Annotated in this window: 19 protein-coding genes; 10 read left to right on the top strand and 9 right to left on the bottom strand. The window is 71.1% G+C overall.

The genetic code is table 11. The features are described 5' to 3' along the window. Positions 1-165: 165 nt before the first annotated feature. Positions 166-1,782 carry a tyrosine 2,3-aminomutase gene (gene cmdF, locus E1165_RS07110; protein ID WP_132388950.1) on the top strand — a complete coding sequence of 539 codons (1,617 nt, stop codon included), beginning with the start codon at positions 166-168 and terminating at the stop codon, positions 1,780-1,782. 236 nt (positions 1,783-2,018) lie between these two features. Here cmdF and E1165_RS07105 read toward each other — a convergent pair whose 3' ends face one another. The 4 genes from E1165_RS07105 to E1165_RS07090 form a co-directional block, all read right to left on the bottom strand. Then, positions 2,019-3,218, bottom strand: coding sequence for an acyltransferase (locus E1165_RS07105; protein ID WP_132388948.1), 1,200 nt, complete (start codon positions 3,216-3,218; stop codon positions 2,019-2,021). A 535-nt stretch (positions 3,219-3,753) separates the two neighbouring features. Further along, positions 3,754-5,238 (bottom strand): FAD-dependent oxidoreductase, encoded by a 1,485-nt coding sequence (locus tag E1165_RS07100; RefSeq protein ID WP_132388946.1) that lies wholly within the window; start codon positions 5,236-5,238, stop codon positions 3,754-3,756. 314 nt (positions 5,239-5,552) lie between these two features. After that, complete coding sequence (locus E1165_RS07095) at positions 5,553-6,920, bottom strand: FAD-dependent monooxygenase (protein WP_165945161.1); 1,368 nt, start codon at positions 6,918-6,920, stop codon at positions 5,553-5,555. 63 nt (positions 6,921-6,983) lie between these two features. Further along, positions 6,984-7,736 (bottom strand): SDR family NAD(P)-dependent oxidoreductase, encoded by a 753-nt coding sequence (locus E1165_RS07090; protein ID WP_132388942.1) that lies wholly within the window; start codon positions 7,734-7,736, stop codon positions 6,984-6,986. Positions 7,737-8,175: 439 nt separating this feature from the next. Between E1165_RS07090 and E1165_RS07085 the strand changes: the two genes are divergently transcribed. Further along, the gene (locus E1165_RS07085) at positions 8,176-9,363 is read left to right on the top strand and encodes an acyl-CoA dehydrogenase family protein (RefSeq protein ID WP_132388940.1); all 1,188 of its coding nucleotides are present in this window, start codon (positions 8,176-8,178) and stop codon (positions 9,361-9,363) included. Between the two features lie 197 nt (positions 9,364-9,560). Continuing rightward, positions 9,561-10,862: an MFS transporter gene (locus E1165_RS07080; protein ID WP_132388939.1), complete on the top strand. Its 1,302-nt coding sequence runs from the start codon at positions 9,561-9,563 to the stop codon at positions 10,860-10,862. A 118-nt stretch (positions 10,863-10,980) separates the two neighbouring features. On the opposite strand, the gene E1165_RS07075 is transcribed toward E1165_RS07080, so the two are convergent. Further along, positions 10,981-11,994, bottom strand: coding sequence for a LacI family DNA-binding transcriptional regulator (locus E1165_RS07075; protein ID WP_207916694.1), 1,014 nt, complete (start codon positions 11,992-11,994; stop codon positions 10,981-10,983). 564 nt (positions 11,995-12,558) lie between these two features. Further along, positions 12,559-13,227, bottom strand: a complete 669-nt coding sequence (locus E1165_RS07070) for a DUF4097 family beta strand repeat-containing protein (RefSeq protein WP_132388937.1) — start codon at positions 13,225-13,227, stop codon at positions 12,559-12,561. Positions 13,228-13,453: 226 nt separating this feature from the next. On the opposite strand from E1165_RS07070, the gene E1165_RS07065 reads away from it, so the two are divergent. From E1165_RS07065 to E1165_RS07050, 4 genes are all read left to right on the top strand, one after another. Continuing rightward, positions 13,454-14,230 (top strand): helix-turn-helix domain-containing protein, encoded by a 777-nt coding sequence (locus E1165_RS07065; RefSeq protein WP_132388935.1) that lies wholly within the window; start codon positions 13,454-13,456, stop codon positions 14,228-14,230. Between the two features lie 307 nt (positions 14,231-14,537). Beyond that, positions 14,538-14,807 (top strand): hypothetical protein, encoded by a 270-nt coding sequence (locus E1165_RS07060; RefSeq protein WP_132388933.1) that lies wholly within the window; start codon positions 14,538-14,540, stop codon positions 14,805-14,807. Continuing rightward, positions 14,807-15,844 (top strand): hypothetical protein, encoded by a 1,038-nt coding sequence (locus tag E1165_RS07055; protein ID WP_132388931.1) that lies wholly within the window; start codon positions 14,807-14,809, stop codon positions 15,842-15,844. The genes E1165_RS07060 and E1165_RS07055 overlap by 1 nt, the downstream gene beginning before the upstream one ends. Positions 15,845-15,864: 20 nt before the next feature. Then, the gene (locus E1165_RS07050) at positions 15,865-16,794 is read left to right on the top strand and encodes an LLM class F420-dependent oxidoreductase (protein ID WP_132388929.1); all 930 of its coding nucleotides are present in this window, start codon (positions 15,865-15,867) and stop codon (positions 16,792-16,794) included. A 12-nt stretch (positions 16,795-16,806) separates the two neighbouring features. On the opposite strand, the gene E1165_RS07045 is transcribed toward E1165_RS07050, so the two are convergent. Then, positions 16,807-17,208 carry a hypothetical protein gene (locus E1165_RS07045; RefSeq protein ID WP_132388927.1) on the bottom strand — a complete coding sequence of 134 codons (402 nt, stop codon included), beginning with the start codon at positions 17,206-17,208 and terminating at the stop codon, positions 16,807-16,809. A gap of 7 nt (positions 17,209-17,215) precedes the next feature. On the opposite strand from E1165_RS07045, the gene E1165_RS29495 reads away from it, so the two are divergent. From E1165_RS29495 to E1165_RS07035, 3 genes are all read left to right on the top strand, one after another. Continuing rightward, a complete protein-coding gene (locus tag E1165_RS29495; protein ID WP_207916691.1) occupies positions 17,216-17,353 on the top strand; it encodes a hypothetical protein in 138 nt (45 codons plus the stop codon). A gap of 5 nt (positions 17,354-17,358) precedes the next feature. Then, on the top strand, positions 17,359-18,603 hold the full coding sequence (locus E1165_RS07040) for an FAD-binding protein (RefSeq protein ID WP_207916688.1): 1,245 nt from the start codon (positions 17,359-17,361) through the stop codon (positions 18,601-18,603). 84 nt (positions 18,604-18,687) lie between these two features. After that, positions 18,688-19,554: an AraC family transcriptional regulator gene (locus tag E1165_RS07035; protein WP_132388923.1), complete on the top strand. Its 867-nt coding sequence runs from the start codon at positions 18,688-18,690 to the stop codon at positions 19,552-19,554. Here E1165_RS07035 and E1165_RS07030 read toward each other — a convergent pair. Next, complete coding sequence (locus E1165_RS07030; protein ID WP_132388921.1) at positions 19,551-20,693, bottom strand: site-2 protease family protein; 1,143 nt, start codon at positions 20,691-20,693, stop codon at positions 19,551-19,553. The genes E1165_RS07035 and E1165_RS07030 overlap by 4 nt on opposite strands. A gap of 111 nt (positions 20,694-20,804) precedes the next feature. Further along, positions 20,805-21,483: L,D-transpeptidase (locus E1165_RS07025; RefSeq protein ID WP_132388919.1), on the bottom strand; the 679-nt coding region annotated here is incomplete at its 5' end.

Here is a 21,483-nt window from a genome sequence, read left to right as displayed (position 1 = left end):
GAACCCGACCTGACCGGGCGCGCCCGCCCGCGTGCTCCGATGCGGCCCTCCGCGGCGCGGCGTCGCACCGTCCGGGCGGGCGAACCGCGCACCGTCCCGAGAAGCCTCCGACCGCCTCCCCCATCTTCAGCCGTCCCCAAACCCTTCATGATGAGGTGACCAACAGTGACCACGCTTGCACAAGCTATAGCCGTAGCCTTCGACGGTGAATCGCTGGACCTCGGGACCATCCGCCGGGTCGCCGAGGACCGGATGCCGTGTGTCGTCGCCCCGCAGGCCCTGGCCAAGGCGGCCGCGAGCCGCAGGCTGTTCGAGGACATCGCGCGGCAGAACACCCCGATCTACGGGGTCACCACCGGTTACGGCGAGATGGTCTACATGCAGGTCGACGCCGCCAAGGAGACCGAGCTGCAGACCAACCTGGTGCGCAGCCACTGCGCCGGCGTCGGCCCGCACTTCGGCGAGGCCGAGGCCCGGGCCATCGTCGCGGCCCGGCTCAACGCCCTGGCGAAGGGCTACTCGGCGGTGCGCCCCGAGCTGCTGGAACGGCTCGCGCTGTACCTCAACTCCGGCATCACGCCGATGATCCCCGAGATCGGCTCACTCGGCGCGAGCGGCGACCTGGCCCCGCTGTCCCACATCGCCGTCACGCTGATCGGCGAGGGGTACGTGTTGCGCGACGGCATGCGGGTCCCCACCGGTGAGGTACTCCGCGAGCTGGGCATCGAGCCGCTGCGGCTGCGGTTCAAGGAAGGGCTCGCCCTCATCAACGGCACCTCGGCGATGACCGGCCTCGGCGCGCTCGTCGTCGGTCGAGGGCTCGACCAGGTCCGGCAGGCCGAGATCATCGCGGCCCTGGTGGTCGAGACGATGCGTGGGTCGACCAGCCCGTTCCTGCCCGAGGGCCACGACATCGCCCGGCCGCACCAGGGCCAGATCGACACGGCCGCCAACATGCGGGCGCTGATGCGCGACACCGGCCTCGCCGTGGGGCACGCCGACCTGCGCGAGCAGGCGCAGCAGCAGCGCCACGACACCGGCGGCAACGGCAACGTCGCCCGGACCGAGGTCTACATGCAGAAGGCGTACACGCTGCGCGCGATTCCGCAGGTCGTCGGCGCCGTACGCGACACGCTGTACCACGCCGAGCGTACGCTGCGCACCGAGCTGAACTCCTCCAACGACAACCCGCTGTTCTTCGAGGGCCAGGAGGTCTTCCACGGTGCGAACTTCCACGGCCAGCCGGTCGCGTTCGCCATGGACTTCGTCACCATCGCCCTGACCCAGCTCGGGGTGTTCTCCGAACGGCGCACCAACCGGTTGCTCAACCGGCACCTCAGCGACGGGCTGCCGGAGTTCCTGGTGGCCGCCGAACCCGGCCTCAACAGCGGCTTCGCCGGGGCGCAGTACCCGGCCACCGCCCTGGTGGCCGAGAACAGGACGATCGCCCCGGCCAGCACCCAGAGCGTCCCGTCCAACGGTGACAACCAGGACGTGGTCAGCATGGGCCTGATCTCGGCCCGCAACGCGCGCCGTGTGCTGCAGAACAACACGGTCATCCTGGCCGTGGAGCTGCTCGCCGCGGCGCAGGCGGTCGACCTGCACGCCTGCGCCGACCGGCTCAGCCCGTCCTCGCGGCTGGCCTACGAGTACGTGCGGTCGTTCGTGCCCACCCTGGACCACGACCGCTACATGGCCGACGACATCACCACCCTCGCCGAGACGCTGGCCAGCGGCGGGCTCGTCGATGCGGTCACCGCCGGTGGCATTCAGCTCCGCTGACGTCGCCGGCCCCGTACCGCTAGCCCAGGCTCCGCCTCTGCCAGTCCGCCGGCGCCGGGGTCAGCGGCGCCGACACCGTCCCGCAGGGCGACCGGACGCGCGGGTCCCGACCTTCGACGGCCGGGACCCGCGCACGGCTGGCTCCGGCCGAATCCGGCTCGGCCGGGCCCGCCGGAGCCTTCATCGTCGGGATCGGACCCGCGATCCGACCGCAGCCACCGGAAACACCTGACCACTCATCCCTCGCGGGCGTCGGCTCGGTCGTCCGGGTGAACCGGCGTGACGGCGGCGACCGCGGGCACCTGGGGCCGGTCGCGTCGGGAAACGGCGAAGCGGCGCATCATCGGGCGCTCGATCCTGGAGAACTGCAACCACGAGACCACCAGGATGACCTCGAACAGCAGCGCGATCTCGGCGAGGGCGGTCGCGGCGTTCGAGGCGGGACCGAACAACCATGGATGAACGTAGAACAGGATCAGGGCGTGCCACATGTAGAAAGCGAAGGACACGTCGCCGAGCCAGACCATGATTCGGCTGGACATCCAGCTAGGTCTGGCTTCCGCGTCGGCCTTGGCGGCCGCGGCGATGAGCAGCCCGAGCGGGAGGACCATGACCGCCACGAGGCTGAAGGCCGGCGGGAGAAGTGGTGACACGGCGTACGCGGCGACGACCAGCGTCGCCGCGGCGCCCCGGCTGACCGGGAGCTTGCGTCCGGTCAGGACGATTCGGGCCAGCAGGATGCCGACGACGAAGTCCAGCATGCGCGTCGGGGGGAACTGGTAGATGATCCAGAACTCCAGCTCGGTCACGCGTGCGAAGGGAAACAGGGGGTTCTGCGGCAGGGCGCTGGACAGGAGCGGGACGACGGCGATGGCTGCCACCATGCCGCCCAACCAGGTCCAGAGGCGCTCGGGCCGGATGCGATCGATCCAGCGCAGCAGGAACGGAAACGACAGGTAGAACAGCGCCTCGCAGGAAAGCGACCAGGACACGCTGTTGAAGCTGCCCCTGGTGTCCAGTTGCGGGAACCACGACTGGATCAGCAGCAGGTTCAGGAACGCGTCTCGTCCGTTGAAGGCGACGCGCGCCACCGTGGCGAGCAGGATGGCGGCGGCGATGAAGGTGATCACGTGGTTGGGGTAGAGCTTGAAGAAACGTCGCCGCCAGAACGCCCGCGGGGTGTCGGTGGGCCGCGCCGACCAGGTCAGCACGAAGCCGCTCAGCACGAAGAAGAAGCTGACGCCCGACCAGCCCCCCTGCCACAGGATCGCTTCCATGACGCGCTGCACGCCGGGCGGGTACATGCCCAGGTACGTGCTGTGGAAGGCAAATACCATGAACGCGGCGACGAACCGCAGTCCCGTCAGCGACCGCAGTTGAACAGGCCGAGGCTCGACGCGTGACGGTGCCTCGTCACGGTGCGACAGATCAACCATCTGGGGCGTACCTTCCATCTCCGAAGTCTTGGACGAACCGTCACACCGCGGATACGGACGTACTGCCCGTCAGGTTTTTGTGCCCGCAAGCGACCGTCGGGTGCCACAGTTGCTCGCGATGGCGAACCGAGCCGTGCTCTGCCTGCTCCCACCAGCGTCCGGTTGCTGCGACCGACCGTCACGTGTCTGGGACGCACAATGCTTCCGCGACAGGAACGGCTCACAAATATCCATCGCATTCTTTCCTGGTGGACCCGCCGGCCGCCTCTTCCAATGTGCGCTCTTGTCGGACGCACCGGGGCCCGTGTTCGGTGACCGGGTGGGCGGCTAGGGCAACCGCCCGCCTCACGCCCTCGCGCGCCCAGTGATCCCGAGGCGGGCCGGGGTGGCTGGGGTCGGGCTGAGGCCGCATCCCCGGCTGGCGCTCATCGGCCGGTGCTGCTGTCGGCTGTGGGGTCAAGCCGGCGAAGGCCGCGCGCCGGCCGCCACGACGCCGGCTGCGGCCCTCCATGGTGGACCCAGTTCGGAGCCAAGCTCAGGCGGTGTTTCCGGTGCGAGTCGTGTCGGGAACCCAGCTGAGCCCGTCCGGCGACGCCCCGAGCCCGCCGGGCTCGAGCGGCCTGCCCTCACCGGCGTTGACGCCGATGACCGCGCGACCCTGCAGCGCCGTGCCCTGCTCCAGGATGCGGCTGGGCACCGCGCCGATCACGTGCTCGTCGTCGTCTGACCTGGTGTCGACCAGCTGGGACAGTTGCTGTGACGAGTCCTCGAACGACTTCCGCACCTGGGCGACCGAGAGCAGCTCGTTGCTCGCGACCCCGCCGACCAGCTCCACGAACGCCTCCAGATCCGGCACGGAAGCGTTGGTGACCTTCCTGGCCTGCCAGAAGTACGAGCTCTCGGACTGGTGCATGTCGTAGAAGCCGACCAGGAACTCGTAGAACAGGCCGTACTCCCGGCGGTACCGGCGCTCGAACTCCGCGAACGACTCCTTCTCGTCCACGTCACCGGCCAGGCAAGCGTTGATCGAGCGGGCCGCGAGCAGCCCGCCGTAGGTGGCGAGATGCACGCCGGAGGAGAACACCGGGTCGACGAAGCAGGCGGCGTCACCGACCAGCACCATGCCGGGGGCCGAGAAGGTGGTGTTGCAGTACGACCAGTCCTTGCGGACCCGAAGCTGGCCGTACGGGCCCTCGGTCACCCGGGTCGCGTCGGCGAGCTTCTCCGCGATCTGCGGGCAGGCGGCGATGAAGCGGCGCATCGCCTCCTCGGGATCGCCCTGCACCATGGTCGCCGACTCCTGGTTGACGACCGCACCGACGCTGGTCAGCGTGGGGCTCAGCGGGATGTACCAGAACCAGCCGTGCTCGAAGGTGCAGCTGAAGATGTTGCCCTCGTTCGGCGCGGGAAGCCGGCCGCCGCCCTCGAAGTAGCCGAACAGCGCCAGGTTCCGGAAGAACGGCGAGTACTCGCGCCGCGCGCCGGACTTGCCCGACAGCCGGGTCGTGTTGCCCGAGGCGTCCACGACGTAGCGCGCGGTGGCCTCGTGCGACTGGCCGTTGCCGTCGGTGTACCGCACGCCGGTGACCCGCCCGTGCGCCTTGAGCACGTCGGTGACCGGGCTGTTCTCGTGGACCTCCACACCGTTGCGGCGGGCGTTGTCGAGCAGGATCTTGTCGAAGCGCATCCGCTCGACCTGGTAGGCGTACGAGGTAGGACCGGCCATTCGCCGGGACGCGGCGAAGTCGAAGGTCCACGGCCGCTCGCTGGAGCCCCACTTGAAGGTCCCGCCGTGCTTGACGGTGAAGTTGGCGTTCTTCAACTCTTCGTCCACACCGAGCAGGTGTGCCACGCCGTGCACGGTCGCCGGCAGGAGCGACTCGCCGATCTGGTACCGCGGGAACGTCTCCTTCTCCAGCAACAGCACCCGGTGCCCGCGTTTGGCGACCAGGGTGGCGACGGTGCTGCCGGCGGGTCCGCCGCCTACCACGATGGCGTCGTACGGTTTCTCGGAGTTCATGTGATGCACCTCGCTGTGTCGGCTTGTCACGTGCCGGTCCCGCCGGCACGTGCCCAGTTCGCCGGTCCCGTTACGGGACAGGTCCGCACTTGCAATCGTCAGCGCCCATCCGATGCCCGGTCATCTCCGAGCATGCCGTGCCGAGCTCGGTCAGGAACGCCCTCCTGCGAGGGAGCGCCGACGAGCGCGCCGGACTCGGCCGTACGTCCTTGCGGGCCGCGCCGACGACGGCGTCCACCCTTGCGCCGACATCGCCTGTCAGTCCGACCCGCGGCGCTCGCTGTCCGAAGGAGGCCCGCGGGGCGATCGCGCGGTCAGCCGGCGACCGCGTCCGGAATGTGGTGCGCGGCAGACGACGCCCTGGTCGGCGCGGGCTGGCCGCCGAACCACGACTTCCACAGCACACGAAGAACGAATCCCGGCCGCATCATCGCCTCGGGCCGGTCGACCAGCCCGGCGGCGCGCATGTACGCCGCCGTGACGGCGCCGTCGCGCGTGGCGGCGAGCTGCACCCGCTTGAGGAATGCCTGGCCCAACCGCACCTTCAGCGTCCGCTCCCCCTCCACGCCGGGGAATCCAAGGTCCACCGTCTTGGTCATCTCCCACGGGGCATCGATGACGTCGCGGGCGAGATCCTGGAAGTACCGGCGCGGCTCTGGCGCGGCGCCGGTGTGCAGGTGCGAGCGCAGGGTCAGCGCGCCGAGCGCGGCGACGGTCATCCCCTGCGCGTACACCGGGTTGAAACAGCAGACGGCGTCGCCAGTGGCGACCAGTCCGTCCGGGAGCCTGCTCATGCGCTCGTACCTGCGCCGGATGGTGGTCGGGAACTTGAACGCGACCGGCTCGTCGAGCGCCTCGGCGCCCTCGAGCGCGTCGTAGATGTCGGGCACCGCCATCGTCCTCATCCACTCGCGCAGGCCGGCCGTGTCCGTCGGCGGGTGGTCGCCCAGCATGCCGTACGTGGTCATCTCGATCCGGTCGCCGTCGGTCCGCACGAAGATGGCGCCGCGGGGCACCTCGGCCGACGCCACCGGATTGATCGACACATCGCCGAAGTGGGCGTCCTTGGCCAGCCGGTAGTGCTGGGTGACGTAGCCCAACCCGACCTTCCGGCTCTCCTCCTCGACCCGGCCGTAGCCGAGCTCCTCCAGCCACACCGGCATGCGGGAGCCCCGGCCCGTCGCGTCGACGACCAGATCGGCGCGCAGTATCTCCTCCTCGTCGCTCTCGAGACGCTGCACCCGGACGCCGGTCACCCGGGCTCCCCCCGCCGAGGTCTGCAGGCCGAGGACTTCGTGCTGCTCGGCGAAGGTGATGTTCGGGATCACCTGGGTCCGCGCCCGGATGTGCTTCTCCAGCAAGGGGCGGGTGGCCGCGAGGCAGAGCAGCCCGGCGTGCTGCTGCTTGAGATGCTTGCCGTTGAAGTACCACCGGACGTCACCGGCGAGGTCACCGGTCGGCACCCCGTCGGCGATGATCTCGTCGGTGATACCCGGGAACAGTTCCTCCATCGTCTGCTGACCGCGTGCGAGCAAGCCGTTGATGTGCCGGCCCTGCGGGCAGCTCCGGCGCGGCCCCTCTACGCCGAGCAGGAGGTCGCGGTCGACGATCAGAACCTCGTCGTACGCGTCCGAGAGCACGCGGGCCGCGAAGAGCCCGGCGATGCTGCCGCCGAGCACCACCGCCCGGGTCCCGTGGCCGCCATTGTTAGCAGGCAAGTTCGTCACCCTCTCACGAATGTGCCGTCAGCCGGCGATCGACCCGACCAGGCCGCCGTCGACGACGAGTTCCTGACCACTGACGTAGGACGCGGCCGGCGAGAGCAGGAAGGCCACCGCGTCGGCGACGTCCCGGGGCTGACCGATGCGGCCGAGCGCGACCTGCCCGCGGAAGAACTCGCGGATCTGGTCGTTGCCGGTCACGGCGTCGAACATCTCCGTCTTGATGTGACCGGGCGTCACGGTGTTGATCCGGATGGACCGCTCCGCCAACTCGGGGGCGAGGGAACGGGCCAGGTTCAGCACCGCGGCCTTGGTGGCCGCGTAGAGCGACCCCGCGGCCATGCCCCGGTGCGCGAGCCAGGACGACACGAGCACCACCGACGCGCCGTCGGTGAGAAGGGGGAGTGCCGTCTGGACGGTGAAGTACACACCCTTGAAGTTCGTCCCGACGACCTGGTCGAAGTCGGCCTCGGTCACGTCGGCGAGGCGCGCGCGGAGGCCGACACCGGCATTGGCGACCACGCCCTGCAGGTTGCCGAACCTGTCCTTGACCCGCTCCATCAGCTCGCGGAGCTGATCCGGTGCCGACACGTCCGTGGGCATCGCGAGCACGCGGTCGTCGGCGTCGAGGTCCTTCGCCGCCACGCCGAGCCGGTCGGCGCTGCGGCCGGCCAGCACGACCTGACCACCCGCGTCGAGCACCCGCCGGGCGACGGCGAGGCCGATACCGGTCCCGCCGCCGGTGATGAGGATCGTCTTGCCACTGAAATCTGACATGGCGTAGAGCGTCGCACCGCCCCGCCGGCCGGAACATCTCCGACGTTGCGCGCCACCGCACGTCCGCACGCCCGAAGAAATCGCCGAGAGTCCACACGTGTGGAGAGTCGCCGTTCGACGACGCCCCGCCCTTGGACGGTGAGCGATCGTCACCGGCGAGGCCACTCGTGATCAGGGCCGGCACCGGTGGGCCCTCCGCCACGCTGGCGCTGCGCCGGACCGCCAACGTCCAGGAGCGCGGGGTGCCCGGCGAGGCCCGCGACCGACTTCGCCGCTGCCGGGTCAGCCGGCGACCGACTTCGCTGCTGCCGTCGACCGTCTCACCAGTCCAGCCTGCGGCTCATCTTCCCGATTGCGGCAATCCAGGAGATGAGCAGCCGGGTTGCGGCATGTGAGCATTCGGGGGTGTGACCGGTCAGAACGCCGAGGAGGGTGAGGCATGCAGACAACCCAGGCGCCGTCACGGGCCGATCTGGTGGCCGCCGCCGCCGAGCTGGCACCGCTGCTGAAGTCGCACTCGAGGTGGCAGGAGGAGCATCGGCGCCTGCACGACGAGACCGTCGCCGCGCTCAGCGCCGCCGGTGTGTTCCGCATGCGCTTGCCTGCGCGGTACGGCGGCTTCGAGAGCGACGCGCGCACCGTCGTGGACGTGCTCGCCGAGCTCGCCAGGGGCGACGGCTCAGCGGCTTGGGTCGCCGCGGTCAACGCGATCACCACATGGATGGCCGCGTTGCTGCCCGACGAGGTCCAGGACGAGGTGTTCGGCGCCGGCGAAGTGCGTCTGTGCGGCACGTTGAGCCCGACCGCGATGTGCACGCCGGTCGACGGCGGCCTCGTACTCAACGGCAAGTGGGGTTTCATCAGCGGCGCCCACCACAGCCAGTGGCAGATCGTCGTGGCGATGGCGCCCGCACCGGGGCCCGATGCGGGCCTCTGGCCCATCATGGCGGTGGTGCCGATGAGTCAGATGCAGGTCGTCGACGACTGGCACACCTCGGGCCTGCGCGGTACCGGCAGCATCAGCACCGTCGCGCAGGACGTGTTCGTACCGCAGCAGCGGATCCTGCCCCTTCCGTTGGTGCTCGCGGAGCAGTACGCGTCGGCGACGAACGCGGCCTCGCCGGTGTACCGCACGCCACTGTTGCCGACCGCCTCGGCGCTGGCGGTTGGCGCCGTGGTGGGCATGGCGAAGGCCGCACGGGACGAGTTCTTCGAGCGGCTCCCGGGCCGGAAGATCACCTACACCGCGTACGAGAGCCAGCGGGATGCCCCGCTGACCCACTTGCAGGTCGCCGACGCGACGATGACCGCCGACGAAGCCGAGTTCCATGCCCACCGGCTGGCCGGCCTGCTCGACGCCAAGGCCGCCGACGGCACGCAGTGGACGCTGGAGGAACGTGCGCGGGCGCGGGCCGACACGGGCCGGGTGTGCCGGCTCGCCAAATCCGCCGTCGACGTGCTCAACCTGGCCAGCGGCGGCTCGTCCATCTACAGCGACGTGCCGATCCAGCGCATCGCCCGCGACGTCCACGCCGTCAACATGCACGCCCTCATGCACCCGAACACCAACGACGAGTTGTACGGGCGCGTGCTGTGCGGCCTGGAGCCCAACACGCTGTACATCTGAACCCACCGCATCCGAAGGGCCCCGCCGCCGGCGAGGGCCCTTCGGCACGCCCCACGGCCTGGGCAGCGCGAACACCGCCGGGAACCTCCTGGTGCCCTGGGGCAGGCTCCGCGGCCGTCGGTGGTTGACCCGCGCCCTCGTCTGGTTTATCGCCAGCCCTTCCGGGAAGGCCCGCGAGCAGCAGGGGAGGGCACCGGATGACCGAACCCACGTTGAAGCCCAGACAGGTGGCGTACGCCGCGATGGCCGGCACCGCGTTCGAGACGTACGAGTACTTCCTCTACGGTTTCGTCGCGGCGACCGTCTTCGGCCCGATCTTCTTCCCTGCCTTCCACCCCTGGCTGGGCACCCTGGCGGCGGTGTCGAGCCACGCGGTCGCGTTCTTCGTCCGACCGCTGGGTGCCGTGCTGTTCGGTCGGATGGGCGACCGGCTCGGCCGACGACCGGCGCTGATCACCTCGCTGACGTTGATGGGCGTGGCCACCATCGGCGTCGGTCTGCTGCCGACCTACCCGGCCATCGGTGTGACCGCGCCGATCCTGCTCGTCGTGTTGCGTCTTGTTCAGGGCCTGTCCGTCGGTGGCGAGATTCCGGGCGCGGTGCTGGTCGGCGTCGAGCACGCGCCGCCGGATCGGCGTAACTTCTTCGGCGCCTTCGCCTACATCGGGGTCACCATCGGGTTCCTGATCGTCTCGGTGTCACTGCTGCTGGTCACCACGGTGGTCGGCGCGGAGACCTTCCAGAGCTGGGGATGGCGGATCCCGTTCCTGTTCAGCGCGGTGCTCCTGGTCTTCGGGCTGGTGCTTCGTACCCGGCTGGCGGAGACACCCGAGTTCATCGCCGCGGAAAGCCGGATCCGCCGGGAACGGGCCGCCGGTCGACTGCGTACGTTGTTCCGCGGGTGGGGACGCCCCCTGCTCGGCGCCATTCTGATCTGGATCGGCCCGTCCACCTTCTTCTACGCGTTCCTGACCAGCCTGCTCGCCTACACGAAGAACTTCGTGCCTGAGCTGAGCACCACGACCGTGCAGTGGGCGTTGCTGCTGACCGCGATCGCGCTGACCGTGATCGCCACTGTCTCCGCCTACTACGGCGACCGTGCGAACCGGGTACGGATGATCATCATCGCGGGTATCTGGTGGACCCTCTGGGCGGCACCCTCGTACCTCCTGGTCGAGGCCGGGTCCGCTCCGGCGCTGTTCACGGCCATGCTGGTCGGTGTCGTGCCCCACGCGATCGTCACGGGGATGGCGCCGGCGCTGACCGCCGACCTGTTCCCCGTCGAGGTGCGCTATCTCGGCCTCGCCGTGGTCCTCACCCTCAGCGTGCTGATCGGCGGGCTCCTGCCGATACCCGCCCTCGCCCTGGTCGGCGCGACCGACGGCTCGGTCGTACCCATGATCGTCGTCATGCTGCTGGCCGGCATCGCCGTCATCGTCGGCGGCCTCATGGTCCGGCGGATGCGCGAGAAGAAGCCCGCGGCGCGGGTCGCGCGGTGACCTCGGGGTTGATGAGCAGCACGCCGGGCGGTGCGGAGGGAACGGCCGGGTTCACCACCACCATCGTCGGTTTCGGGGCCGGTGACGGAGGCGATGTCGGTTTCCGGCAGCCACGGGGTCACGTCGTGCCGCGTACCACCAGACGGGGGCTGAGCAGTGCCGGTGGTGGCAGTTCACCGGCCAGGAGTTGCGCCACCTGGTGGATGGCGAGTTCGCCGAGTCGCCGTTTGTCGAGGTGGATCGTGGTGAGCGGTGGATCGATCAGTTCCCCGATGCTCAAACCGTCGAAACCCACCAGTGCGCACTCGGCCGGCACGGCGACGCCGAGGCGACGGGCCGCCTGGAACGCGCCGATCGCGACGAGGTCGTTGAAGGCGAGGATCGCGGTGACGTCGGGGTGTGTGGCGCGCAGCGTCTCGAACGCGTCGCCGCCGCCGGCTGTCGACTGCTCGCCGAGGACGACCCAGCCCTCGTCGACCGGTAGCCGATGGGTGTGAGCGACGTCGAGGAAGGTCTGGCGCCGTACCTCCGGCTCACAGGTGGAGACACAGTCGATCATGCCGATGCGGGTGTGCCCCCGTTCGATCAGGTGCCCCAGCCCGGCCCGGATGCCCGCTTCGGTGTCCACCCGCACCAACGCGTACGTCGCCGAGTCCAGCCCTCGGTCGACGATGACCAGCGGCACGCCCGCGACGTACGGCTCCAGTTCCTCGTCGGTGTGGCTGACGTAGGCGACGAGCGCGTCGACCTGCCGGACGAGTGACCGAAGAAGCGCCAACTCGCGAGGGCGGTCGTTCTCCGTGCTGGCGACGACGACCTGCCAGTCCCGCTCACCCGCCGCTTCGATCACGCCGGCGACGAACTCCGGGAAGAACGGGTTGACCACGTCCGGGACGACCAGGCCGACGGTCACCACGTCGGGCCGGACGAGCCCGCGGCCGAACCGGCTGGGCCGGTAGCGCAGTTCCCGTGCGACGTCGAGCACCCGGCGCTGGGTCTCGGGGTCGATCTCACCCTTGCCGTTGATCGCCCGCGAGACGGTCTGGTGCGAGACGCCTGCCACCCGGGCGACGTCCCTGAGCGTGACCCGTCTGCCGGTGTGCGCCGGCATCGTCCCGTTCTTCTCCACCACGCTCCCTACTCAACCATGACCGCTTCCGTCCCGGCTTTCCGGTTGACGGCCGGAGCCCGGTGCGAGAAGCTTCGTTAGCGGTCACGTTACCGGTAACGGACAGGCTCGGGTGACCGCCCCTGCCCCCAACCATGTTCGAAGGAGATGTCGTGGCTTCCGTGAGGCGTACCCGTTCAGGCGAGACCCACCTGATGTTCCGCGCGGTGTTCGACGACTGGCAGACCCGGGCCGACGTCTGGTCCGCCCTGCCCGACGCCCCGGTCGTACCGGACGACCACCCGCGGCGACGACCCGCCTGGTGGTGGCCGTGGACCGCCAACAGGCGTCGAGAACTATTGACCACCGGCGAGGCCGGGGGCGACTGCCCTCGACCTCGCCCCCCTCGCTACCGCGGTCAACCTCACCGGGCGGGGTGAGGAAGGCGTCGTGGGTCGCGAGCGGCTCCAGCCGAACCGCTCACCAGGCCGGTCCAGCTGGACTGCGTGTTGATCATGGTTCTCCTCTCCGGGGTCGTTGTGTGGATGAGGAGCGGTGGACGGCCGTGTCACGGTGGGGGCGGTGCTCCTACCGGCTGCGGGCGTCGATGTCGCCGTGGCCGGTGGTGGCGTGGATGGTCAGGTCGGCGACACCGTCGGTGTTCTTGAGCGCGTTGTGGACCCGGCCGTAGCCGGTGCCGGCGTCCAGGGAGGCGGATACGCCGTGGGCGGCGCGGATCGACACGTCGCCCATCCGGGTGCGCAGGACGACCGTGCCGCGTCGGGCCTCGTGGATGTGGATGTCGCCCTTCGCGGTGCTGATCTCGGCGGGGCCGTCCAGGCGGCCGACCGTGACGTCGCCGGCGGCGGTGGTGACCCGGACGCTCGCGGCTTCGTCGATCTTGATCGCGCCCTGCGCGCCTCCGAAGGCGACGTCGCCGAAGCGTCCGACGCCCCGGAACTCGACACAGGACGACGTCGCCTCGACTCGGGAGCCGGCGGGCAACTGGACCGTGACCTCGATGGATCCGGAAGGGCCGAAGTACTGGTTCCTCGCCGCCGGGGCCTGGATCCGCAGGACGCCGTCGCCGTACTCGACCCTCGTCTGCTGCGCCGCCTTCACGTCGCGGCCCTTGGTGGCGTCGGCGGGCAGAACCTCGACGGTGGTGTCGGCACGGTCGGCGGCGATGAACCGCACGCGCCCGGCGGGGATGTCCAGGGCGACGGAGATCGGGGTGGGGGTGGCGAACTTCGACATCGTGCTCTCCTGCTGCGCTCGTTGTTTCTGACGCGGCAAACGCTACGTTGCGTTCTATGAATCGGCAACGACGCTGTTGCGCACTTGTGGCATTTCCGCAGTTAGACGAGCCAAAATCGTTGCTACGAGTGTGGTTTCAATGCAACGTCGGTCGCTGCGCTCGTTGCGTTGGATGGGCAGTGAACGCTAGGTTGGGGGCGTCAGGGAAGCACGGAGGGAGATCGTGGTGCCGGGAGGCAGGCTCACCCAGCAGGAACGCCAGCAGATCGCGCTCGGGCTGGCCGACGGGCTCGCCTACGCGGAGATCGCCAGACGCCTCGACCGCCCCACCTCGACGATCAGCCGTGAGGTGATGCGCAACGGCAGTCCCACCGCCTACCGTGCCGACCTCGCCCACCGCGCCACCGAACGCCGCGCCCGGCGGCGCAGGCAGCCCGCCGCCCGCGGGCCGCAGCCACCCGAGCAGGCGCACGGGCGCGACCCCGAGGCCGTGCGCGAGTACGAGGAGACGTTCACCACCCTGCTCATGCAACAGGGCGTACCCAAGATGATGTCCCGGGTGCTGACCTGCCTGTTGACCACCGACGCGGGCAGCCTTACCGCCGCCGAACTCGTCGGGCACCTTCAGGTCAGTCCGGCGTCGGTTTCCAAGGCGGTCGCGTTCCTCGAAAGCCAGGGCCTCATCCGCCGGGAACGCGACGAACGCCGCCGCGACCGCTACCTCGTCGACGACGACGTCTGGTACCAGTCGATGATGGCGGCTGCCCGATCCCACGCCCAGCTCGCCGAAACCGCCCGGCAGGGTGTGGCCATCCTCGGCACCGAAACCCCGGCCGCCGTCCGCCTGGAGAACATCGCCCGCTTCGTCGACTTCGTCGCCGAGAGCATCACCCGCGCCGCGGAACAGGCCCGCGACATCCTCCACAACAGAACCCAGGCGACCTCAGGCGGCACGGCCGCGCCACGTGCCGATCAGCACCCCGAGTCCGGCTCCGGCGGCTGACACCGGCCACCGGGCCTGACGGCAACCGGGTGGGTGACAGTCCGACAGACGGATCACCGACAGGCACCGGCACCCGACCGGCGCATGGTGGAAGCAGGTGGAGAGGCTGCGGATGGCGGGCCACATCGCAACCCTCCGGCCCGGCGGCGGCCCGCGTGCCGCCGCCGGACGCCGCCCGCCAACGTCAGGACAAGGACGTCACCCCACCTCCGGTCGACGCCGTACGGCGTAGCGATTCCGTCGACGGGCGGCCGACCGGGCACGCCGGCCGTCGCCGTGCGTGCGAGTAAGGAAGGAGGGGGCGGAGATGGCCGCTCCCACCGTTACCGCCAGCCTCAACGCCTCGACCTACGCCCCCGGCGACCCGATGACGCTCACCGTCACCTACGGCGACCCGGACACCCGGCCCGTCACGGTCACCGTCGTGGTGACCGACTCCCTGGGCAACCGCAGCGCTCCGGCCAGCGTCACCGCCGTCATCGACCCGCTCACCGTCGCCGTCACCGACGACTCGGGGCGAACCTGGACGAAGCTCTCCGACAGCGGGTCGGTGGCCGTCTACCGGGCGGTGGCGTGATGCCCCGGGTCACCGTCACCGTGCGGGACCACGGCGGGCGTACCGCGACCACCACCGCCGACTACACGATCGCCCCGCCCGTGCTGGGCGGCTACTACCTGGCCGGCAACGGCGATCCGACGGCGGACCTGACCGGAGGCAACTTCCGTTCGCTCACCCAGTACCGCAGCCTCGCCGACGGCTACGTCTTCCCGGGTTGGAACAAGCCGTGGCTGCTCGCCCTCGGGCGCAACGGGTTCGCGATCACCGTGGTGCTGGAACTGAAGCACTACGGCGCCCCGGAGAACGGGCCGCAGACGTTCACAATCGACGGGATCGACTACACCGTCCCGGCACCCGCGATGACCATCCAGCAGCGCCCGGGGACAGCGTGGCCGAAGGCGTACGGGTACGGCCAGGTCCTCGCCGGCCGCTGCGACGGACTGTTCGCCCGGGCCCTGTCGCAGTACCGGACGCTCGGCTTCCCGGTGAACATCCAACTCGCCTCCGAACTGGACACCGACCACGAGTTCGGCACCACCGAGTCGGGCGTGACGTACGACTGGGCGGACTCGGACGGCCGCGCCGTGCAGGCGATGACCTACATCGTCGACTGGTTCCGGTCCCGTCCGCTGCCGGCCGGCACCACCTTCTCCGTCGGCGCGGGCGGCTTCGACCGGGCCGCCTACCGGCGTACCCACCCCGAGTCGTTGATGGCGAAGCTGGACTACCTCCAGTGGAACGTCTACGCCACCGATCCGACCCACACCGCGCTGGCCCGGTTCCGCCGTACCCGGGACTGGGCGGTCGCCGACCTCGGCCCGGTGGCGCTGTCCCGCCCGGTGATCGTCGCGGAGTGGGGGGTGCGGGCGGCGGAGTTCCCCGACCAGGCGGCCTGGATCGCCACGGTGCCGTCGGCCATCGCCCGGCTCAACGCCGAGCGGGGGCCGCGGATCGTGCGGACGAACTACTTCAACTCCGGCTGGGGCACCCTGTCGCCGAAGGCGGCGGGGCTGGCCGCGCTGCGGGCGGCGTACGCCACCCGGCCGTACGCCTGACCTCGTCCTATGCTCGGGGCATGGAACTGCGGATCTTCACCGAACCCCAGCAGGGGGCCAGCTACGACCAGTTGCTCACCGTGGCCAGGGCCGCCGAGGACGCCGGCTACGGGGCGTTCTTCCGCTCCGACCACTATCTGAAGATGGGCGCGGTGAGCGGGGACCCGGGGCCGACCGACGCCTGGACGACCCTGGCCGGGCTCGCCCGGGACACCTCCCGGATCCGCCTCGGCACGCTGATGACCGCCGCCACGTTCCGGCTGCCCGGTCCGCTGGCCATCACCGTGGCGCAGGTCGACCAGATGAGCGGCGGTCGGGTCGAGTTGGGCATCGGCACCGGCTGGTTCGCCGAGGAGCACACCGCGTACGGCATCCCGTTCCCGCCGGTGGGGGAGCGCTTCGCCCGGCTCGAGGAGCAGCTCGCGGTCGTCACCGGGCTCTGGGCGACGCCGGCCGGCAAGACCTTCGACTTCGCCGGGACGTACTACCAGGTGGTGGACTCGCCGGCGCTGCCCAAGCCGGTGCAGCAGCCGCGCCCGCCGATCCTGCTCGGCGGGCTGGGGCCGAAGCGCACCCCGCGCCTCGCCGCCCGGTACGCCGACGAGTTCAACCTCCCGTTCGCCTCCGTCGAGGACACTGTCGCCCAGTTCGGCCGGGTCCGCGAGGCGTGCGCCGAGATCGGTCGCGACCCGGGCACGATGCGCTGGTCCCACGCCCTGGTGCTCTGCTGCGGCCGGACCGACGCCGAGGTGGCCCGCCGGGCCGCCGCGATCGGCCGGGAGCCGACCGAGCTGCGGCAGAACGGCCTGGCCGGCACCCCGGCCGAGCTGGTCGACACCATCGGCCGGTACGCCGAGACCGGCAGCGAGCGGATCTACCTGCAGCTGCTCGACCTGACCGACCTGGACCACCTGGAACTGGTCGCCGCCGAGGTCCTGCCGCAGCTGTAGAGCGGGGTGCGGTCAACGGGCCGAGGCGGTCGCGCCCGGCTCGCGCAGCACCGTGTCCAGCCGGCCGTCCCGGTCGCTGTCCAGGTAGGTGATGTCCGGTAGGCCGTCGCCGTCGAGGTCGAACTGCACCACGTCGGCGATACCGTCCCCGTCCAGGTCGGTGACGACCTGCGTGGACCCGTCCAGGTGGTGGGTGACGATGGACGTCGCGCCCCGGTCGTCCGTGCGCGGGGCCGGGCCGGGGCCCGGCGGCTCCGGCTCCGGTTCCGGCTTCGGGGTGGGTGCCGGCGCGGTCAGGTACGGGTACCCGGCCGGCCGCGCGCTCTCCGGCTCCAGCCCGACCCCCGTCGGGTCCATCTCCTCCTCCGACGGGTAGACGTCACCGTGCAGGGTCGGGTCGCGGTAGCTGCTCATCGCCCCAGTGTTCCCCACCGGCACCCCGTACAACCGCGATCACGGCGGATGGCACGAGTTCCTGATCGCTCCCGTGGCTACAGTGATGCTCCGGGTCGACGAGGCGCTGGACGTCCTCGCCGCCGCCCCGACCGAGGAGACGTGAGCGCCGTGACCGACCTTCCCCGCCGCAACTGGGCCGGCAACGTCACCTACGCCGCCCGCGCCTTCCACCGCCCCTCCTCCCCGGACGAGCTGCGCCGGCTGGTGGCCGGCAGCGACCGGATCCGGGCGGTCGGCACCGGACACTCCTTCAACCGGCTCGGCGACACCACCGGAGATCTGGTCTCCCTCGCGGGCCTGCCGCCGACGGTCGAGATCGACCGGGAGCGCGGCACCGTCACCGTCGCCGCCGCGCTGCGCTACGGCGACCTGGCGACCCGGCTGCACGCCGAGGGGCTGGCCCTGGCGAACCTCGCCTCGCTGCCGCACATCTCGGTGGCCGGCGCGGTGGCCACCGGCACGCACGGCTCGGGTGTGGGCAACCGCAACCTTGCCGCGGCGGTGGCCGCGCTGGAACTGGTCACCGCCGACGGGGACCTGGTCACGGTGGACCGGGACGACCCCCGTTTCGCCGGCATGGTGGTCTCCCTCGGCGCGTTGGGCGTGGTCACCCGGGTCACCCTGGACACCACCCCCACCTTCGACGTCCGGCAGTACGTCCACCTCGACCTGCCCGCCGAGGCGATCGACGCGGCGCTCGCCTCGGCGTACAGCGTCAGCGGGTTCACCTCCTGGCGGTCGTCCCGCGTCGACCAGGTCTGGCGCAAGCAGCTCGCCGACCAGCCGGCCCCGCCCGCCGACTGGCTGGACGCCACCGCCGCGAAGGAACCGGTGCACCCGGTGCCGGGGATGCCGGCGCGCAACTGCACCGCCCAGCTGGGCGAGCCCGGCCCGTGGCACGAGCGGCTGCCGCACTTCCGGCTCGGCTTCACCCCCAGCAGCGGCGACGAACTCCAGTCGGAGTACCACCTGCCCCGGGCCGCGACGGCCGAGGCGTTGGTTGCGCTGGACGGGATGCGGGACCGGATCGCCGGCGTGCTCCAGGTCTGCGAACTGCGTACGGTGGCCGCCGACGGGTTGTGGCTGAGCCCGAACCACGGCCGGGACAGCCTCGCCGTCCACTTCACCTGGATCGACGACGCCTCGGCGGTGCTGCCGGTGGTGACCGAGGTGGAACGGCGGCTGGCCCCCTTCGCGCCCCGCCCACACTGGGGGAAGGTCTTCACCCTGGAACCGGCCGCGGTGGCCGCGACCTTCCCCCGGTACGCCGACTTCCGGGCCCTGCTGGCCGAGTGGGACCCGGCCGGCAAGTTCCGCACCGAAGGGCTGGACCACTACCTCCCGCGCCCCTGAGGCACCGACCGCAGCGGGCACCGGATGTCGGGTCCGCCGGCCCGCGCCCGCCTAGCGTGGATCTCGTCAGGGAAGGAGATCCACGTGCTGGATCGGTTGAACGAGGCCATGACGCACGTCGAGCGGCACCTGGACCGGCGGGTGGACGTCGCCGAGCTGGCCCGGATAGCGCTCACCTCGGAGTACCACCTGCGGCGGATGTTCTCCGCGCTGGCCGGGATGCCGCTGTCGGAGTACGTCCGCCGACGGCGGCTCACCGTGGCCGCGGCCGAGGTGGTCGCCGGGGAACGGACGCTGCTCGACATCGCGGTCCGTTACGGGTACGGCTCGACCGAGGCGTTCACCCGGGCGTTCCGCGCGGTGCACGGCGTCGGACCCGGCGAGGCCCGGCGCGGCGGCGCCGTCCTGCGCTCCCAGCAGCGGCTCTCCTTCCGTCTCGTCGTCGAAGGGAGTGCCGAGATGCGGTACCGCGTGGTGGAGAAACCAGGAACCAGGCTGGTGGGTTGGCGGGTCCGGGTGCCCCTGGTGCACGAGGGGATGAACCCGGCGATCGTGGCGTTCCGCCGGGGGCTCGACCAGGCGGCGGTGGCCCGGCTGGCGACCCTGTCCGACCAGGAGCCGGCGGGTCTCGTCGACGCCAGTGACCAACTCGACCAATCCCGTGAGGAGGGCACCGAGCTGGACTACTGGCACGGGGTGGTGACCGACGCCGACGTGCCGTTGGGGTTGGCGTCGCTGACCCTGCCCGCCGGGACGTGGGCGGTGTTCGACACCTCCGGCGAGTTCCCGACCGCCGTGCAGCAGCTGTGGCGGGACGTGTTCACCCAGTGGTTCCCCGCCAACCCGTACCGCAGCCGGCCCGGACCGGAGATCTCCCGTACCCGGATCTCCGCCGACGGCACGCGCGCCGACTTCGCGCTCTGGATCCCGGTGGAGCGGGTCGCGGCCTAGCGGCGGTCACCGGCCGTCTGGTGGCGGAGGCTGCCGCGCTGTACGGCGCGGCTGATGTCGCTGGGCGAGACGATCCCGACCAGTCGCTGGTCGACCACGACCAGCGCCCGCCCGTCGGTGCACTCGCTGAGCCGGGGGAGCAGGTCGTTGAGCTGTTCCTCCGGCCGGGCCAGCACCAGGTCCCCGGCCCGGCAGGCCACCTCGGCGAGGGTGGTGGTGGCGCGCCGCTCGGCGGGGATGCCGCGTACCCGGTCGAGGGTGACCAGGCCCACCGGGCGGCCGTCCTCGGTCAGCGGCAACGCCGAGTGCCGGTACGCGAAGAGGTAGTGGTCGACGAAGTCGGCGACGGTCATCTCCGCCGAGGCGGTCTGCGGCTGCGGGGTCATCACGTCGCCGACCCGGACGCCGGCCAGCGCGCTGCCCATCCGGGCCTGGCGTTCCTCCATGCCGGCCGCCCCGATCAGGAACCAGCCGATCAGCGCCAGCCAGAGCCCGCCCACCCCGAAGCCGGTCAGGAACTGGAAGAGCCCGAGCCCGATCAGCAGCGCGCCGAGCACCCAGCCGGCGCGGGCGGCCACCACCGACGCCTTCGTCCGGTCACCGGTCGCCTTCCACACCGCGGCGCGCAGCAACCGGCCGCCGTCGAGCGGGGCGGCGGGCAGCACGTTGAAGACCGCCAGCAGCACGTTGATGCCGGCCAGCCAGGCCAGTGACCCGAGCAGCAGCCCGTCCGCCCCGGCCAGCGAGAGCACCACGGCGATGCCGCCGAAGAGGAACCCGAGCAGCAGGCTGACCAGCGGCCCCACCCCGGCGATGCGCAGCTCCGCGCCCGGGTTCGGCGCTTCGCCGCGTAGCTCGGCCACCCCGCCGAAGAGCCACAGCGTGATCCCCTGGACCTGGAGGCCGTTGCGCTTGGCGACGACGGCGTGCGAAACCTCGTGGGCGAGCAGGCCGAGGAAGAACACCACCGCCGCGGCGAGCCCGGCCGCGACGTACGCGACCACCGGCCGGCCGGGGTACGCCCGGGGGAACTGGGTGGCCGACAGCGCCCAGGCGATCAGCAGGAAGATGACCAGGACACTCCAGTTGACCCCGACGGGTACGCCCGCGATGCGGCCAATCCGGAAACTCGCCCTCATGCCTCCCCCCATACCCGGATGGGGCGTGTCCATGCCCGGGGCCGGAGCGCACCGTTGCCGCCGGGATGACCGTTACTCCGGTGCCACCCGAACATGCCGGGGCGACTGGGCTCAGGTGGCGGGCCGGGTGGGAAGCTGGTCGACCACGACGAGCGGGGTGCCGGGTGGCACCTCGGCGAGGAGCTTGCGCTGGGCGCTGCGGGTCAGCCGGATGCAGCCGTTGGTGACGTTCTTGCCGAGGGTGTCGTCGTTGTGCCAGCTGTGCAGGCCGATGTGGGCACCGCGCAGGCCGGCCGGCACCGCGTCGGGGTCGTCGGGGATCGCGCCGAGGGCGAAGATGTCGACGCCGCCGTAGACCGCCTCCGGTGGGGCGGTGCGGCCCAGGATGAAGGTGCGGCCCAACGGGGTGGACTGTCCGGGCATGCCGAGGCTCACCGGCCAGGAGTTCACCGCCTTGCCGTGCCGGTACCAGGTCAGCCGGTGCCGGGTCCGCTCCACCACGATCTGGTCGCGCAGGGCGACGGTGCGCCAGCCCCCGTCGGGCAGCCAGGCGATCCGCCGGGTTGCCGAGGGGAGCAGCACGGCCGTCCAGCCGGGGCGGCGCTGTGTCACCGGCATGGTCAGCGTGACACCGTTGATGGTGGGGGCGAGCAGGGCCAACGGTCGCCCGCCGGGTGCGTCGTACGCGGCGATCCGCCGGGTGGGGGTGAGACCCTCGGTCAGCGGGGTGGTGTCGTACGGATGTGGGTCGGCGGGGAAGCCGGCGGGGGCCGGCTCGTAGTCGACCCCG

The organism is Micromonospora sp. KC723, from assembly GCF_004348595.1.
In the GTDB taxonomy this organism is placed as follows: Bacteria; Actinomycetota; Actinomycetes; order Mycobacteriales; family Micromonosporaceae; genus Micromonospora.
The sequence above is the reverse complement of the archived record's forward strand: the minus strand, read 5'-3'. Positions and strand labels throughout refer to the sequence as shown.